At 68.7% G+C, this 15,955-nt stretch carries 19 protein-coding genes and 1 pseudogene; 13 read left to right on the forward strand and 7 right to left on the reverse strand.

Annotated elements, in window-relative coordinates:
• Nucleotides 1-43: 43 nt before the first annotated feature.
• Entirely contained in the window at nucleotides 44-331 is a 288-nt protein-coding gene (locus tag FB559_RS02055) for an antibiotic biosynthesis monooxygenase family protein (RefSeq protein WP_141952666.1), read from the reverse strand.
• Between the two features lie 65 nt (nucleotides 332-396).
• On the opposite strand from FB559_RS02055, the gene FB559_RS02060 reads away from it, so the two are divergent.
• Genes FB559_RS02060 through FB559_RS46540 form a run of 6 tightly spaced genes read left to right on the forward strand, consistent with a single transcriptional unit; the run spans nucleotide 397 to nucleotide 3,963 of the window.
• Complete coding sequence (locus tag FB559_RS02060) at nucleotides 397-672, forward strand: DUF6703 family protein (RefSeq protein WP_141952669.1); 276 nt, start codon at nucleotides 397-399, stop codon at nucleotides 670-672.
• Nucleotides 673-723: 51 nt separating this feature from the next.
• Nucleotides 724-1,617 carry a metal ABC transporter substrate-binding protein gene (locus FB559_RS02065; protein WP_246121303.1) on the forward strand — a complete coding sequence of 298 codons (894 nt, stop codon included), beginning with the start codon at nucleotides 724-726 and terminating at the stop codon, nucleotides 1,615-1,617.
• Entirely contained in the window at nucleotides 1,614-2,369 is a 756-nt protein-coding gene (locus FB559_RS02070; protein WP_141952673.1) for a metal ABC transporter ATP-binding protein, read from the forward strand. Before FB559_RS02065 ends, FB559_RS02070 begins: the two co-directional genes overlap by 4 nt.
• Nucleotides 2,366-3,187 (forward strand): metal ABC transporter permease, encoded by an 822-nt coding sequence (locus FB559_RS02075; RefSeq protein ID WP_141952675.1) that lies wholly within the window; start codon nucleotides 2,366-2,368, stop codon nucleotides 3,185-3,187. Before FB559_RS02070 ends, FB559_RS02075 begins: the two co-directional genes overlap by 4 nt.
• Nucleotides 3,184-3,552 carry a Fur family transcriptional regulator gene (locus tag FB559_RS02080; RefSeq protein WP_141952677.1) on the forward strand — a complete coding sequence of 123 codons (369 nt, stop codon included), beginning with the start codon at nucleotides 3,184-3,186 and terminating at the stop codon, nucleotides 3,550-3,552. Before FB559_RS02075 ends, FB559_RS02080 begins: the two co-directional genes overlap by 4 nt.
• A 42-nt stretch (nucleotides 3,553-3,594) precedes the next feature.
• Nucleotides 3,595-3,963 carry a DUF427 domain-containing protein gene (locus tag FB559_RS46540; protein WP_141952679.1) on the forward strand — a complete coding sequence of 123 codons (369 nt, stop codon included), beginning with the start codon at nucleotides 3,595-3,597 and terminating at the stop codon, nucleotides 3,961-3,963.
• A gap of 105 nt (nucleotides 3,964-4,068) precedes the next feature.
• Here FB559_RS46540 and FB559_RS46545 read toward each other — a convergent pair.
• Nucleotides 4,069-4,581 (reverse strand): annotated as a pseudogene (locus tag FB559_RS46545) (SDR family NAD(P)-dependent oxidoreductase); the annotation flags it as partial.
• Here FB559_RS46545 and FB559_RS45195 point away from each other — a divergent pair.
• Together FB559_RS45195 and FB559_RS02100 are read left to right on the forward strand one after the other, a co-directional pair.
• On the forward strand, nucleotides 4,529-5,050 hold the full coding sequence (locus tag FB559_RS45195; protein ID WP_246121305.1) for an MmyB family transcriptional regulator: 522 nt from the start codon (nucleotides 4,529-4,531) through the stop codon (nucleotides 5,048-5,050). The pseudogene FB559_RS46545 and the gene FB559_RS45195 overlap by 53 nt on opposite strands.
• Nucleotides 5,051-5,240: 190 nt before the next feature.
• Nucleotides 5,241-6,554 (forward strand): hypothetical protein, encoded by a 1,314-nt coding sequence (locus FB559_RS02100; protein ID WP_221639859.1) that lies wholly within the window; start codon nucleotides 5,241-5,243, stop codon nucleotides 6,552-6,554.
• Nucleotides 6,555-6,643: 89 nt separating this feature from the next.
• Here FB559_RS02100 and FB559_RS02105 read toward each other — a convergent pair whose 3' ends face one another.
• Entirely contained in the window at nucleotides 6,644-7,321 is a 678-nt protein-coding gene (locus FB559_RS02105; protein WP_246122378.1) for a DUF6461 domain-containing protein, read from the reverse strand.
• 143 nt (nucleotides 7,322-7,464) lie between these two features.
• Nucleotides 7,465-8,190 (reverse strand): SDR family NAD(P)-dependent oxidoreductase, encoded by a 726-nt coding sequence (locus tag FB559_RS02110; protein ID WP_141952683.1) that lies wholly within the window; start codon nucleotides 8,188-8,190, stop codon nucleotides 7,465-7,467.
• 96 nt (nucleotides 8,191-8,286) lie between these two features.
• Here FB559_RS02110 and FB559_RS02115 point away from each other — a divergent pair, with 96 nt between their 5' ends.
• Nucleotides 8,287-8,922 (forward strand): TetR/AcrR family transcriptional regulator, encoded by a 636-nt coding sequence (locus FB559_RS02115; protein WP_141952685.1) that lies wholly within the window; start codon nucleotides 8,287-8,289, stop codon nucleotides 8,920-8,922.
• A 76-nt stretch (nucleotides 8,923-8,998) separates the two neighbouring features.
• Here the strand turns inward: FB559_RS02115 and FB559_RS02120 are convergent, their stop codons facing one another.
• A complete protein-coding gene (locus FB559_RS02120) occupies nucleotides 8,999-9,172 on the reverse strand; it encodes an SRPBCC domain-containing protein (RefSeq protein WP_221639860.1) in 174 nt (57 codons plus the stop codon).
• Between the two features lie 23 nt (nucleotides 9,173-9,195).
• Complete coding sequence (locus FB559_RS02125) at nucleotides 9,196-10,866, reverse strand: helix-turn-helix domain-containing protein (protein WP_141952687.1); 1,671 nt, start codon at nucleotides 10,864-10,866, stop codon at nucleotides 9,196-9,198.
• A 166-nt stretch (nucleotides 10,867-11,032) separates the two neighbouring features.
• Between FB559_RS02125 and FB559_RS02130 the strand changes: the two genes are divergently transcribed.
• From FB559_RS02130 to FB559_RS02145, 4 genes are all read left to right on the forward strand, one after another.
• A complete protein-coding gene (locus FB559_RS02130; RefSeq protein ID WP_141952689.1) occupies nucleotides 11,033-12,670 on the forward strand; it encodes a M4 family metallopeptidase in 1,638 nt (545 codons plus the stop codon).
• Between the two features lie 165 nt (nucleotides 12,671-12,835).
• On the forward strand, nucleotides 12,836-13,483 hold the full coding sequence (locus tag FB559_RS02135) for a hypothetical protein (RefSeq protein WP_141952691.1): 648 nt from the start codon (nucleotides 12,836-12,838) through the stop codon (nucleotides 13,481-13,483).
• Between the two features lie 282 nt (nucleotides 13,484-13,765).
• Entirely contained in the window at nucleotides 13,766-14,215 is a 450-nt protein-coding gene (locus tag FB559_RS02140) for a hypothetical protein (protein ID WP_141952693.1), read from the forward strand.
• A gap of 64 nt (nucleotides 14,216-14,279) precedes the next feature.
• Entirely contained in the window at nucleotides 14,280-14,915 is a 636-nt protein-coding gene (locus FB559_RS02145) for a TetR/AcrR family transcriptional regulator (protein WP_141952695.1), read from the forward strand.
• Between the two features lie 3 nt (nucleotides 14,916-14,918).
• Here the strand turns inward: FB559_RS02145 and FB559_RS02150 are convergent, their stop codons facing one another.
• On the reverse strand, nucleotides 14,919-15,707 hold the full coding sequence (locus tag FB559_RS02150) for an isoprenyl transferase (protein WP_141952697.1): 789 nt from the start codon (nucleotides 15,705-15,707) through the stop codon (nucleotides 14,919-14,921).
• Between the last annotated feature and the right edge of the window lie 248 nt (nucleotides 15,708-15,955).

A 15,955-nucleotide genomic window follows, 5' to 3' on the forward strand; every position in this document is an offset into this window, starting at 1 on the left:
GCGGCGTACTTGTGCGGTCTTTCGCGCGGGCTCGCCCGCGCCTTTACCCGGGCCCCTCGACGATCTCGTACGCCCCGGCCTCGTCGATGGCGAGGGTGGAGAGCGGGATGAGGGCCACGCGCACGTCGTACGCGCCGAGGGCACGGCGGTAGAAGCCCGCGCCGCCCCAGTCGGTCACCATCGCCCAGAGCTCGGGGTCGTCCACGGCACGGCCGAGGCGGCCCGAAAGGTGGCCGGGACTGCCTTCGAGGGCGCGCAGCACCTCCTGGGCGGTACGGACGAAGTCGTCGGTTTCGCCGTCGGATACGCGATAACGGGTGATGGCCAGCACGCGTCCATGATGCCGGAGCCGTGGCGGCGCTCACACCGGTGACGTGGATACGCCACCATGGAGGGGTGTCATCCAAATCCGCGATCCGGCGGCAGAGCGCCGTCTTCCTCGTCTACATGCACCAGCTGCCCCGATGGGTACCGCTGATCGTGCTGCCCGCACTGCTCATCGCCGGACTGGCCGTGCCCGGCGTGGGCGGCGCGATCGCGCTGGTCCTGCTGGCGCTCGTCATCTGGTTCATGTTCCTGGCCTCGCCGGCCCGTAGCGCCTCACACCGCCTGATCCGCTACCTCGTGCCGCTCGCCCTCATCGCCGTCGCGGTCGCCAAAGTACTCGGCTGACGACATCGCGTGATTTTGACAATCATTTTCATGTTCACCCATAATTCAAGGGTGCGCACCCGACTCTTGCCTCTCGCCATGGCCGCGGCCCTGGTCGCCTGCGGCTGCGGGTGCGGAGCGCGCGCGAACGGCGGCGGCAAGCCCGTGATCGCCGCGGCGTTCTATCCGCTCGCCTGGCTGGCCGAGCAGGTCGCCGGCCCGGGTTTCTACGTCCAGAACCTCACCAAGCCCGGCGCCGAGCCGCACGACCTGGAGCTGACGCCGCGGCAGGTCATCGACGTCGGTGAGTCCAAGCTCGCCTTCTACGTCAAGGGCGTGCAACCGGCCGTGGACAAGGCCGTGCGCCAGCACGCCAAAGGTCACTCGCTCGACGCCGAGTCCGTGGTCAGGACCCTGCCCGCGCCGCAGGACGAGGCGGGCGACGGCGCGGCCGACCCGCACCTGTGGCTCGACCCGACGCGCTTCGCGACGGTGGCCACCGCGCTGGGCGAGCGGCTGGCACGGGTCGACGCGCCCAACGCCGCGGTGTACCGGTCCCGCGCGGCCCAGGTGGTCACGCGGCTGAACGCCCTGGACGCGGAGTTCCGTACCGGCCTGCGCGACTGCGCCCGCAAGGAGATCGTCACCGGTCACTCCGCCTTCGGTTACCTGGCGGAGCGTTACGGGCTGACGCAGGTCGGCGTGGCCGGTCTGGACCCCGACGCCGAGCCCTCGCCGAGGCGCATCGCCGACCTGACCGGGCTGGTACGCCGGACCGGCGCGACCACCGTCTTCACCGAGACCCTGACCAGCCCCAAGACGGCGGCCACGCTCGCCCAGGAGGCCGGGGTCCGCACCGAGGTGCTCGACCCCGCCGAGGGCGTGCGGCCGCACTCCCACGACGACTACTTCTCGATCATGCGCCGCGACCTCGCGACGCTCCGGCCCGCATTGGGGTGTTCATGAGCCTCCCGTTCTGCCTGACCGGCGGCGAGGTGCGCTTCGAACGCCGCCTCGTGCTGCGCGGCGTCGACCTCGCCGTACGGCCCGGGGAGGTCGTGGCCGTGATGGGCGCCAACGGTTCTGGCAAGTCCACGCTGGTCCGCGCGCTGCTCGGGCTGGTCCCGCTGTCCGCGGGCCGGACCGAGCTGTACGGCATGCCGCCGGCGAAGTTCCGCGACTGGAAACGCATCGGGTACGTCCCACAGCGCCTGTCGATCGGCGGCGGGGTGCCGGCCACCGTACGCGAGATCGTCGCCTCGGGCCGGATCGCCCGCCAGTCGCGGTTCCGCCCGTCCTCGGCCGCCGACCGCCTGGCGGTGGACCACGCGCTGCGGGCCGTCGGCATGGCCGACCGTGCCCGCGACCCGGCACAGGAGCTCTCCGGCGGCCAGCAGCAGCGCGTGCTGATCGCGCGTGCCCTCGCCGGGGAGCCGGACTCCCTCGTCATGGACGAGCCGACGGCCGGCGTCGACGCCCAAAGCCAGGAGACGCTCGCCGGCACGCTGCGTGACCTGGTCGGACAGGGCCGTACGGTCGTGCTCGTCGCCCACGAGCTGGGGCCGCTGGAGCCACTGATCACCCGCTCGGTCGTCATGGAGGCGGGCCGGATCGTGCACGAGGGCGTCCCCCCGGTGCCGCAGGGCGAGTGCGCCCGACCCGGCCACGACCACGTACACCCGCACGCGCCGGCCGAGGAGTCACACCTGCTGTCATGATCGAACTCCTGTCGTACGACTTCCTGCGCCGCGCCCTGATCGCCGCGGTGCTCGTCGGCGTCTCCGCGCCCGCGGTCGGCACGTTCATCGTGCAGCGGCGCCTCGCCCTGCTCGGCGACGGCATCGGCCACATCGCGCTCACCGGCGTCGGCCTCGGCCTGCTGACCCGCAGCTCGCCCACGATCCTCGCGCTGATCGTGTCCGCTCTGGGCGCGGTCGCGATCGAGCTGCTGCGGGTGCGCACCCGGACCGGCGGCGACGTGGCGCTCGCGCTGCTGTTCTACGGAGGCCTGGCCGGCGGCGTACTGTTCGCCAACCTGTCCGGCGGCAGCGCGAACCTCAACAGCTACCTGTTCGGGTCCATCAGCAGCGTCAGCACCAGCGACCTGTACGTGGTGGCGGGTCTCGCCGTGGTCGTGCTGGTCACGCTGACCGTTTTCGGTCGCGAGCTGTTCGTGCTGTGCCAGGACGAGGAGGTGGCACGCGCCAGTGGCCTGCCGGTGCGGTTCCTCTCGTTGCTCATCGCGGTGACGGCCGCACTGACCGTCGTGGTGGCGATGCGGGCCGTCGGCCTGCTGCTGGTCAGCGCGCTGATGGTCGTTCCGGTCGCCGCCGCGCAGCAGCTGACGCGGGGCTTCCGTGCCACGATCGGACTGGCCATGGTCGTCGGTGTGGTCGCGGCGGTCGGCGGTCTGTGGGTGTCGGTCGACGCCGACCTCGCCCCCGGCCCGACGATCGTGCTGCTCGCGATGGCCGTCTTCCTGGGAGCCGTCGGGACTGGAAGACTGATCCGCATGCGCCGTACGGAAACCCCATGACCGGCCGCCGTGACGACGTGCGCCGCGAGCTGTCCTCCGCGGAGGGCTTCCGCAGCGCGCAGGACATCTACGCCGGTCTTCGCTCCGCGGGATCCAAGATCGGCCTGACGACGGTCTACCGCGCGCTGCAGGTGCTGAGCGACTCCGGTGAGGTCGACGTGCTGCGCACCGACGACGGCGAGGCCGTCTACCGCGTCTGCCGGACCGGCGAACACCACCACCACCTGGTCTGCCGCGTGTGCGGCCGTACCGTGGAGATCGAGGGCCCCGCGGTGGAGAGCTGGGCCGACGCGGTGGGCGCCGAGCACGGGTTCCGCGACATCACCCACACCGTCGAGGTCTTCGGCACCTGCTCGAAGCACTGACCGCTGTTGGCGGCGACGACCGATATTTGATGGGATCAGGTCATGAGTACACGAGGGCACGACATAGAGATCACATCCGGAACGGACCAGGTCGTGGTGCGGGTCAAGGACACGATCGTCGCGACCTCCTCCCGGGCGCTGGCGCTCGCCGAGACCGGCTCGCCGACGCGCTACTACCTTCCGGCGGCGGACGTGAAGATGGACCTGCTCCGGAGCTCGACGACGACGTCACACTGCCCGTTCAAGGGCGACGCGGTCTACTGGTCGGTCGACACCGGCGACGGCCTGGCCGAGGACATCGTCTGGTCCTACCCCGAGCCGTTCCCGAAGGTCGAGCAGATCATGGGGATGCTCTCGTTCTGGACCGAGAAGCCGGGCGTCACCCTCGAGGTGAACGGCCAGCCCGCCTAACCGGCGGACCGTACCCGTTCGACCCTCGGCCTCCGGGCAGGCGCGGGCGCCTGCGTCGACGCGGAGGACCGTGCCGGTCACGTACGAGGAGCGGTCGCTGAGGAGCCAGGCGGCGGCCTGGGCGATCTCGTCGGGATCGGCCGCACGGCGCAGCGGCGTCTGTGCCTCGAGCCGCTCGACGAGACCGGGCGAGTCCGCCTCCCAGGTACGGCTCGTCTCGGTCAGCGTGTTGCCGAGGGCGATCGCGTTGACGCGGATGCCTTCCGGGCCGGACGTGACGGCCGCCGACTCGGTGAGGCTGTTGACCGCCCGCTGCATCGTGCCGTAGGCGGGCAGTTCGGGGTCACCCATCAGGCTGCCGACGCTGGAGTTGTCGACGATGGCGCCCGTACGCGCGGTGGCCCGGATCGCGGCGACCTCGGCGGTCATCGCGAGCCACGGGTCCTTGAGGTACACGGCGTAGAGGCGGTCGAAGTCGGCCTCCGGCACCTGGTCCATCGGACCGGGCGGCGAGATTGTCGCGTCGTTGTCGAAGGCGACGTCGAGCCGACCGTACGTCTCGACGGTGCGGTCGGCGGCGGCGCGTACGGCTGCCGGGTCGGCCAGGTCGCACACCACGTGGTCCGCGACGCCGCCCGTACCTCCTCGGTCACCGCCTTCAGCCGGGCCTCCGTCCGGCCCGCGAGCATCACTCGCGCGCCCTCACGGGCGAACAGCCGGGCCGCAGCGGCGCCTCCGCGGACACGTTCGCGCGCTCCTCGGCCAGGACCTGCGCGCCACAGCCCCGCCTCACCCCGGCGACCCCGAGGTGACCGGACTGGTGGAGGAACTCGCAGGAAGCAAGGAGTTCGCCCGGCTGTGGGCCTCCCACGACGTGTCCGTCGAGCCCGCCCTTCGCAAGACCTTCACGCACCCGGCGGCCAGCCCGATCACCGTCAACTGCGACGTCCTCGACATCACCGACCAGGACCAGCGGGTCGCGATCTACACCGCCGACCCCGGCTCACCGTCCGGGGAGGCTATGCGCCTGCTGTCGGTCGTCGGCACCCAGGGTCGGCCGACGGCGCCGAACATCGCCTCAATTTGAACGATTCGGACCGCCGAAAAAGGTCTGCCGCCTACTTGGCATTTGAAAGCTGCATTTACCAAACTACACCTAATATGTCAAATGACATATACAACATCCACGTACTGCAGATGGTGATAATCCGTCGCTGATCAGCAATGACTCAAGGCGCTACTTGACGCGTAGATCTTTTCTTCTTATATAGAAGATTATGATCAAACGTGTGCTTCTCGCCGCTATTGCCGTATCCGCACTGCTTCTCGGCGGAATCTGGCCGGCAAGCGCGGCCCCCCTGTCACCGAGCGACCGGACCACATCTCGTAACGGGGCCGCGACCGTTCCGGCCGCAGGTCGGGACGTCGCCCAGAAAGTGACTCATACTCCCGATAAAGACTGCGATGAGGCCAGGGCCGAAGCCGCACGGCTCCACGCACACAACTACGGCTGCGTGACCATGTCCGCGCCGACCAGCACCACGGCGCAGCCCAATGCGGCATCCGATGTTCCACTGCCAAAGAACGACTGCACGGGCGACGAAGACGGCAACTGGTATGCCCTTCGCACAATGCAATGCGAGATAGACCCCAATGTGACTTATACTTACCGCAACAGCGATGGCGAGATAATCGGCACGGCACGGTTTGCCGCAGCGCAACAAATTGACCTCTCCACAACAAGCCTAAAATGGACAGAGACCGATCAGCTCACCATGCTCGAATCCGAAGGCACCATACCCGATCTGGCGGTCTCCTGGACAACGACCTGCTCCGCCACCTGTGCACCCACCAGCACGAACACCTGGACCGAGACACCCATTAGCTTGGGTCAGAACCTCATCAAAACCTATACACTGGAAGACAAGAACCCTACCAACACATACGATTATCTTGATGTGAGTTACAAACTGACCATCGGCAGCCCGGGCACTATCAAACTGCTCCCTCCGATCACCTGGGGAGGCGTCGAAGTCCGCTGCGACCAGATGCTGTCCATAACCAACAGCAGTGGATGCGTGGTGCCCTGGTTCACTCCGACCCTGTACCTTTCGCGCTCCCTTTATGGCGCGTCAACCGATATGATCGAATGGGCACAAGGCAGCCTCTCAGGCCACTGGGGAGCACGGAACTCGGGACAACCCCTTCATCGATTGCAGAGCAACGCCGATAAGGCCAAAAACCGCAATGCCATCTGTGGCTCGACAAAGTTCACGAAAGACCCGAGCATCCCCGACGACACCTGCGACGAGTTTCCCTTTGCCGGCACCTACGAAAGCGCCGCGCTCAACGGGATCGACAACGGCAACGATTGTGCACAGGTGACCGCAGTACAGGCAGGATCGTCCGGCAACCTCGCACTGGACTGGCCGACCATAAGAGTGATCGGAGGTTTTTCCGGCAGCGAAAAATGTGTCCGCGGCCACATTCCGAGCGATCTTAACACCGATGCAGGCGGGGCTTACGGAAATTTTGTCGTTAACATGAGGCTCGCAGATGAAGATCCGTTCTGGCTGAACGTCGCACCCTGAGTTCGAAGTTCGCTCACTGCAGGCGAGGCGGTCGACCTGTCGTTGGAGGTCGACCGCCACGCCCTGCCCTCTCGAAAAGAGACGGCCTGTCAGCGACCATCTTCGTGGTCATCGTTCCTGGCCTGCTCGGCCTGGAGTTTCGGTACGACGGAGCCGTCGGCCGACGGCTTTCTCTGCAAAGGTTCCCGGGGAGGTGCCGGTGCTTTCACATACGGAAGGACGGCGGTCGGCAAAGGCCCGTTGACGACTTCGGGAGAAACGGTCAGGCCGAACTCGCGCTCCACCGCGACCAGGATCATCTTCGATGCTTCCCACTCGTCGGAGTCCTCGTTCTCCTCGCGGAAGAAACCGACCTGCGTCAAGGCCCGGTTGAGGCGGGAAGGGTCTTTCCCCGATGGCGGCTCGAAGTGCCAGTCGATGTAAGTGGCCAGGAGCTCGCCCTGCCGCGCATGGGCGACCTTGGCCGTGCTGTCCAGCAACTGCTGAGCCGACACAGCCTCGGAGCCTTCCGACAGCCGGGCGAGCATCTGCGGCTTGAACGTGACCCCCAGCTGGGAGTTCACCTCCAGAACGAAGACCCAGTCACCCTCGTGATGCACACGCACCGCCGGCACGTCGAGGTCGAACCGCTCCACCGCCTCCTCTGGCGTGCAGCGTGGATACGGGTCCTGGTCGGCGACACCCAGCCGGGCCATCACCTCGGCCGGAGACAGATCACGAACGCAGGTGACGCAGTAATGGTCCGAGGGCACGCACTCGGACAACACGGATCGCAACAGGGACACCTCGTCATCGATGAGAACAGGCGAGCTCCTTCCTATTCCACATCCCGGCTCGCCGTCCGAGGAGTCGCTGTGACCGCTATCGGTCGTCGGCACGCAGAGCATGGACGTACCCCGCTGAGCCCGCTTCAGCCGACGGCGCTGAAGGTCGCCTCGGCTCCGTCGCGCTCGGCGTACAGGCGCCAAGCGGCGTCCGCTATCTCGTCCGGGTTCAAGGTCCCCACGGGACCGAAGCGGTCCGGCTGGGAGGTCACCAGCGTGTGGATGTCGCCGCGTTCGATCAGGCCGCCGATCGTGAGCGTGCCCGCGTAGACGCCCTGCTCGGCCAGGCCCGCATTCAGGGTCAGGGCGTAGTTGCGGAGCGCCGCCGAGGCGAGCGCCAGCGCACCGAGGGCGGGCATCGGCAGAACGGCACTGAGGCCGCCGGCGAACAGCAGGGCGCCGTCCCGCCGCTCCGTCATGCCGGGCAGCACCTTGGCGACTACGTCGACGGCCGGGTACACCCAGCTCATCGCCTCGCGTACGTCCTCGGCGCCGGCCTGGGTGATCGGCACCGGGAGTGCCTCCGGGTCAGCCGCGCCGGGCCCGTAGTAGACGAGGTCGACGCTCCCGTACCGCTCGGCGACGACGTCCAGGACGGACAGCAGCCGGTCACGGTCGCGTACGTCGGCGGTGAAGGCCGCCACCTCCACCCCCGCCTCGGTGAAAGACGAGATATATCCGGCGTGGCGAGCATCGCTGCGAGAGACCAGGGCGACGGCGTAGCCCTCGCGGCCGAAGCGGTGCGCGATGGACATGCCGAGCCCGGGGCCGGCTCCGATGACGACGGCGGCCTTACGCGTGGCTGAGGACATGCGGATGCCTCCTGGCAACTAAATCGAGGGAACCCTCAAGTTAATTCGGGACGATAACATGAAGTTGAGGGTGCCTTCGAGTTCGGCGATGGAGACATGACCACTGGAGCCAGGCCGCTGCGGGCCGACGCCGCGCGCAACCGCGACAAACTGCTGGTCACGGCCGCGCGGGTGTTCGGCGAGCGCGGCCTCGACGCGCCGCTGGAGGAGATCGCGCGCCAGGCGGGAGTCAGCATCGGCACGCTCTACAACCATTTCCCCACCCGGGAGGCGTTCTTCGACGCGATCCTCCCCGAACGACTGGCGGCACTGGAGCAGGTCGCCACGGCGGCGCTGGCCGACGCCGACCCGTGGAACGGGTTCACCGGTTTCCTCGAAGGGCTCTTCGAGCTGCAGTCCAATGATCACGGGCTCAACGACGCGCTGGCGGGCCGGCTCCCGATGAGCCCCGAGGTCCTGGAGGCATGTCACCGGGGCTTCCAGCACGCGGAGCGGATCATCGAACGCGCCAAGAAGAGCGGAGAGCTCCGCGCCGACTTCGAACCGCAGGACCTCACCCCGCTGATGTGGGCGATGTCCCAGGTGATCCGCGAGTCGATGGGGGTGGCACCGCAGGCGTGGCGCCGGCACCTGGCGCTCTTCCTCGACGGCCTGCGCGCCGGCGCCGCCCGCCCGGTCCCGGTGCCGCCGCTGACCGACGCACAGCTCGCCGAGGTCCTGCGGAGCCGGTGACGCGACGCGGGCGGTGGCGCCGCTCAGGTGAAGGCGGTGATTCCTTCGTATTCGACGAACCCGGTGAGGGTGATCGTCATCGCGGAGCCGTGCTCTCGGTGAGAGCGGCCAGCCGGCCGGTGACCGTCCCCCAGCCCTCGGCGAAGCCGAGCTTCTCGTGACGAGCGGGGGCGTCCGGGCCGCCGTGCTTGACGACGATCCGGTAGTCCGTGCCGTCCGGGTGGTCGTTGAGCGTGATCGTGGCGGTCATCAGGACCCGATTTGTCAGACGTCCTAGTCGGCGAGGATCTCCCCGAGCCGGTGCTTGGGCACGCCGCCGAACTTCGCGCGGATTCGCAGCAGGTGGTTGCGGACCGTGCCCTCCGTGAGGGACAGGCGTTCGGCGATCTCGCGGGCGGTGAGGCCCTTCTGGGCCAGCAGCGCGACCTCGTGTTCGCGTGGCGTCAGGCCGGCGTGCACCACGTTGCGCTGGCTCGCCGGGATCCTCGGCAGCCCGCGTGCGCGTCCGAGGCGTCCCTCCCGTAGTACGGCGGCCAGCGAACGGTCCGCCCCGGCCGCCTGGAACAGCTCCATCGCACGCAGCCGCAGGAGGTTGCCCTCCTGGACGTCGGCGGCGAGGCGCGCCGCCGCGTGGAAGGCCTGGCCGGCGCTGACCGGCTCCGGCAGGGCGAGGTACTCCTCTCCTGCCTGGACCAGCGCGGCCGTGTCCGCCGACAGCAGCCCCTCGGCGTACCGGCGCGCGGTCCGTGCACGCCGGCCGGCCGGCCACAGCTCGCCGAGGTCGGCCATGACCGCCTTCGCCTCGGCGGGCCGGATCTCGGCGAGGACGACCACCAGGTCCTCCCAGCCGAACCGGCGGCCACGGCGCCGTGCCGTGTCGAGCGCGGCGAGGAGCCCGCGGTACGGCTGCGGCTCCCGGCGTGCGGCGCGATAGCGCGCCTGCTCGGTGAGGGCGAACGCGCCGAGCTGTTCGCTGGCCGCGACCACCCGCTGGACCGCGCGGTCGAGCGGCCCGCTCTCGAGCCGGGCCTCACGCTGGTAGCCGCACGCGGCCGTCACCACGGCACCGATCGCGCCGGCCTCGCCGTTGTCGCCGACCGTACGGGCGGCGGCCTCGGCGGCCGACGTCAGCTCGCCGCGCCGCAGCGCGATCACCGCCTCGACGGCCGCGAACGTACGCTCCCAGCGCAGCCCGCGTGCGAGGGCGGCACCCTCGTTCACGACACGGGCGGCGACCCCGTACTCGCCGAGGCCGGTAGCGGTCAGGCCCCAGTTCAGGTAGTTGAGCGACACGACGGGAGCCGTACGCGCGTCGATCTCGGACGGCATCAGCTCCACCGCGCGTCGCCACCGGTCCAGCGCCGAGGGCCTGCCGAGGTAGGTCTCGCAGGCGGCGAGGTTGCCGGCGCACAGGGCGATCGCGTACGGGTCCCTGGACGCGACGGCGAGCCGCAGCCCGTCGGTCCCCAGCCTGGCCCGATAGTCGAGCGACAGCTCGGAGTCGTCGTTGAAGGGGAACGCCAGGCCGCCGAGCGCCAGCGCCTTGCCGAGCTGGTCGTCGGCGACCGCGAACTCCGTCAGCGCGGCCGTGTAGGACCTGCGGCGTTCCGGGCCCTTGCTCACCCGGCCGCGTGCCAGGAGGACCCGTCCGCGTGCCCCGGCGTCCCGCAACCGCGTGAGGGAGCGGTCGCAGATCTCCTGCGCGATCGTGTGCCGGCCGCCGAGCCGCTCGAGCAGCATCGCGTGCTCCGCGACGGCGACGTGTTGTTCGGGCGCGTCACCCGGCACGTCCCCGGCGACCTGGGTGAGGCGTTCGAGTGCCATGTCGGGCTCGCCCCTCAGGCCCAGCTCCTCCACCCGGTGTAAGGCGTGCTTCAGCGGGCTCGGGAGGCCTTCGGCCACGACAGGAGCGGGGGTGTCGCGGTCGGGCGGTATGCCGCGCATGATCACCCATTTTACGCCCGTCCTGACTTTTTGTGCAGTTTGTGTATGAGACGTGGGTCATCGACACGGCCTTGAATGGCCTACGGCTGCGGGTGGCGGGTCTGACAGGAGGCCCGCCGGGGAGTCATCGCAGCCTCCGTGATCCATTCCCCCCGAAAGGATCGACATGAGGAGACGTGTAGGGGTAGTCGCAGCCGCCGTGCTGACCTCCGCGCTCACCGCGATGGTCCAGCAGGCATCTGCCGCGTCCCCCACTCCGCCAGCGTCCCCGCAGGCCCGGTCCGCGGTCGCGGCCCGAGCCCTCTCCGCCGCCGCGTCGCACGCCGGCACGGTGCACGGAGGCGCCGGCCAGGCGTTCAGCGCCGTCGACGTCCAGGCCGACCACAGCGGTATCACCCACACGAGGATGGTCCGCACCTACCAGAACCTGCCGGTGCTCGGTGGCGACTTCGTCGTCCACCAGGACGCCCAGGGCAACCTGCTCGGCGTCGACCAGTCGCTCAGCCAGACCCCTTCGGTGAGCACCACCCCCGACGTGTCGGCCGCCAAGGCCGCGAAGTCGGCCGCCAAGGCGACGCACGAGACCGCCCAGGGCACGCCCGCGCTCGTGGTCGAGGCGCGCACGGGCACGCCGCGGCTCGCCTGGCAGGTCGAGACGGCCGGCCGGCAGTCCGACGGCACGCCCAGCCGAAAGTCCGTGACCGTCGACGCGTCGAACGCCAAGGTGCTCGTCGCCGCCGAGCAGGTCTGGACGCTCGCCGCGCCCGGCAGCAAGCCGAAGACCAACAGCGTGACGCACGCATCCGGGAAGGCGGCCGCCCCGCAGGTCGCCGGTGACGGGCGCTCCCTCTACAGCGGCACGGTGCCGCTGCAGACGACGCTGTCGGGCAGCACGTACCAGCTCAAGGACCCGACGCGCGGGAACACCTACACCGACAACCTCAACGGCGGTACGGGCAGCAACGGCAACCCGATGACCGACGCCGACAACCACTGGGGCAACGGGACGACCAGCGACCCGGCGAGCGCCGCGGTCGACGCCCAATACGGCACCAACCAGACCTGGGACTACTACAAGAACACCTACGGCCGCACCGGCATCGCCAACGACGGCAAGGGTTCGCACAACAACGTGCACTACTCCAGGAACTACGAGAACGCCTTCTGGAGCGACAGCTGCTTCTGCATGACGTACGGCGACGGCGGCTCGAGCTTCACCCCGCTCGTCTCGCTCGACGTCGCGGGGCACGAGATGTCCCACGGCGTCACGTCGCGTACCGCGAACCTGACCTACTCGGGTGAGTCCGGCGGTCTCAACGAGGCGACCTCGGACATCTTCGGCACCAACGTGGAGTTCAACGCCGCCAACGCCAATGACGTCGGCGACTACCTGATCGGCGAGGAGATCTCGCGCAACGGCGGCGCGCTGCGCTACATGGACAAGCCCAGCAAGGACGGCGCCTCGCTGGACTGCTGGTCGAGCCGGGCCGCCAGCGTCGACGTGCACTACTCCTCCGGCATCGCCAACCACTTCTTCTACCTGCTGTCCGAGGGCAGCGGCGCGAAGACCATCAACGGCGTGTCCTACAACAGCCCGACCTGCAACGGCTCGACCGTGACCGGCATCGGGCGCGCCGCCGCCGCGAAGATCTGGTACCAGGCGCTGACGGCGCACTTCACCTCGAGCACGAAGTACGCACAGGCCCGTACGCAGTCGCTGGCGGCAGCCACCGACCTGTACGGCTCGACCAGCACTCAGTACAAGGCCGTGGCCGCGGCCTGGAGTGCGGTAAGCGTCAACTAGGAAAATCCGGCGGGCCACCCTCCCCCTGGTGGCCCGCCGGGCCCCTCTGCACCGGCGGTCGCTGACGCGCAAGGCTCAGCGGCCGCCGGCGCCATGCGCGGACCGGGCGGAAGTGCCGCCTTCAAGCTCTGTCACGCCGGGCGACAGCGATGGTTTAATCGTCGCGTGTCGATATTCGCGATGGTTTTCAAATTCCTCCGCGCTCCTGAGGAAAAGGTCGCGAAAGAAGCAGCCCACATCGCCGAGAATCCCGAATTGATTGCCAGCAGGGCCTCGGCCCAGCGAGAGCTCGACGCGGCGGTGGTGCGGGCGCAACCGGGTATCAGTGCGGCCGAAAAACGTCTCCGCTTCCCCGCACAGACGATCGGGAGCGCCGAGAGGGCGATCGAAGCCGCCCGAAGGGAAATCAGCGAGACCGGGCCGATCCGGGCCGCGGAAGCCAGACAGTGGTCGGCCGACGGACTGTGGGCGCACCCCAGGCTCTCGGAGGATACGCGTGAGCGGCTCCGCCTGGTCGGCAACGAGACGCGCCGGGCGCAGCTTGAGGTAACTCGCATCAGCGAAACCCATCTGGGGGAGCCCACGAGGCAGCTGTTGAAAGGGGACCGGCTTACGTTCGGCAATTCCGGGCTCGACACAGCGAACTACCATGACGTCGCAGAGCAATCTCGCCAGGTATCCAGAACCTCCCAGGACCTTGACGGCCGGGCGAGAACGGTCCAAATGGAGATCTTCGGTACGCACGCGCAGGTCTACGTTCAGCACGACGGAGCTTGGGTCCCCCGTAACCTGATCCCCGGTTATGAACATTAGCCTCGCCCTACGGCCAGGCGTGCGTGCTTTGACGGTGTCCCAGCCCACGAACACCTCCCTTCTCTTCCCGATGGTCCCGCCTGGAGTGCGGTAAGCCTCAACCAGGAAGATCCGGCAAGCCTCTGGGCCCTTCTACACTCCGCGGTATGCACACCCCCGTCCGGTTCGTCAGGTTCGCGTGTGGCGATGACTGGTTGGCTGTACAGTCAATGATTCCTCGACCGGCTTGAGCCGGTCCCCCGCTGACCCACGCCTGACCCCGACTGAAACGGAGAAACATCTATGGCCGCACGCGACTGGGCCGTCAAGAAGGCCGCTTCGAAGATCCTGGGTCCCGACGAGAGGCTCGTGGCCAGCTGCATGGCCAACCTGCCGGGCACGCTGAAGCGCGAGGGGTACTACTCGGCGCTGCAGAACGTCGTGGGGATCAGGTTCGTCGACGTGGCGGCGGACGGCGGGCTGCCGCCGAAGATGAACCTCGCGGTGACCGACCGGCGCGTGCTGATCTTCGAACAGTCCATGCTCGGCCGGGCCAAGGACCTGGTCGCCGAGATCCCGATCACCCAGGTCGCCCAGGCGCGGCTCACAGAGGCCGGCCGGGCGCAGGTGTCGATCAAGGTCTACAACTTCACGATCACGTTCACCGGCGGCGTCGACCTGGAGCTCGAGTCGCCTGACAAGGGCGGCGTCAACAACGTGATCGGCGCGATCAACGGCCGGGTACGGAGCTGACCAGTGCACCACCGTGGCGGCGAGCGGGGACAATGGAGGCTGTCATCGATCTCCGGGGGTTCGCTTGTCGCCACGTTCGGCCCAGGTCAACCAGGAGCTGCGTGAGCAGTCGCAGCAACGGATCCTCCAAGCGGCCCTGATGTCGTTCGCCGAGCAAGGGTACGAAGGTGCCACCATCGCCCAGATCGCCGAGCGCGCGGGGGTCGCGCGGGGACTGGTGTCGTACTACTTCCCGGCCAAGGAGCAGCTGCTGCAGGCGCTGCTCGGCCAGGTGCTGGACGGCATCTTCGCGCTGACCGATCCGGCCGAGGGCGAGACCACCCCCGACGAGCGGCTGGCCGGCATCATCCACCGGACCCTCGCCGCGGCGGCGGACACGATCGGGGTGCAGCGGCTCGTCCTCTGCCTGATGCTCCAGCCCGGCACCCGTGAGATCTTCGTCGGTGTCGAGGCCGCCAAGGTCGAGGCCGTCGAGGAGTTCGAGCGCCGGATCCAGGAGGTCTTCGCCGACCGCGGGGCCGACGACCCGGCCCTCGAAGAGATCATGTTCCGCAGCGTGCTCGAAGGCGTGATCTTCAAGATGGCGGTCTACCCGCAGACCTATCCGATCGCCGCCATACGCCACCGCCTGCTCACCATGTACGGGCTGCCGGCCGGCGAACCGCCCGACGAGCCCGTACACCCCCTCAGGGCGGTCTGAGACCTACTTCGCCGCGGTGACCTCGTTCGGAACCGCTCCGCCGAACCTTCTGTCGCGGCGGGCGAACTGCTCACAGGCCTGCCAGAAGTCGCGGCGGTCGTAGTCGGGCCACATGATGTCCTGGTAGACGAACTCCGCGTACGCCGCCTGCCAGACCAGGAAGTTGGAGCTGCGCTGCTCCCCTGACGGGCGCAGGAACAGGTCGACCTCCGGGATCTCCGGCCGGTACAGGTAACGCGCGAAGACCTTCTCGTTGATCTTGTCGGGCCGCAGCTTGCCGGCCTGGACATCACGGGCGATCGCCGCCGCGGCGTCCGCGATCTCGGCCCGCCCGCCGTAGTTGACGCAGAACTGCAGCGTCAGAACGTCGTTGTTCTCGGTCATCCGCTCGGCGTCCTCGAGCTCCTTGATGACGCTGCGCCAGAGCTTCGGCCGGCGGCCGGCCCACCGCACGCGTACGCCCATCGCGTTCAGCTGGTCGCGGCGGCGGCGGATCACGTCGCGGTTGAACCCCATCAGGAACCGCACCTCTTCCGGCGAACGCCGCCAGTTCTCCGTGGAGAACGCGTACGTCGACAGGTAGGGTACGCCGAGCTCGATGGCTCCCATGATCACGTCGAAGAGGGTGTACTCCCCCATCTTGTGACCCTCGGTGCGTGCCAGGCCGCGTTCCTTGGCCCAGCGGCCGTTGCCGTCCATGACGATGGCGACATGGCGGGGAATCAGCTCCTTGGGCAGCTCCGGCGGTCGTGCCCCGCTCTCGTGCGGCTCCGGCGGCTGTACGGCCCTCATATTCGAGTTCTTCTCCTATTCGATGGCGACATTCCTCGGCGCCTCCCGCTCGCGCTCATTGGTCGCACTCGGCTTCTCACTCGCTTCGCGGCCGGCCTCGTCCCTCAACCGACCACTACGCTCGCTCGGCGCCTCCCGCTCGCGCTCATTGGTCGCACTCGGCTTCTCACTCGCTTCGCGGCCGGCCTCGTCCCTCAACCGACCACTACGCTCGCTCGGCGCCTCCCGCTCGCGCTCATTGGTCGCAC

The organism is Actinoallomurus bryophytorum (assembly GCF_006716425.1).
GTDB classification, from domain to species: Bacteria; Actinomycetota; Actinomycetes; order Streptosporangiales; family Streptosporangiaceae; genus Actinoallomurus; species Actinoallomurus bryophytorum.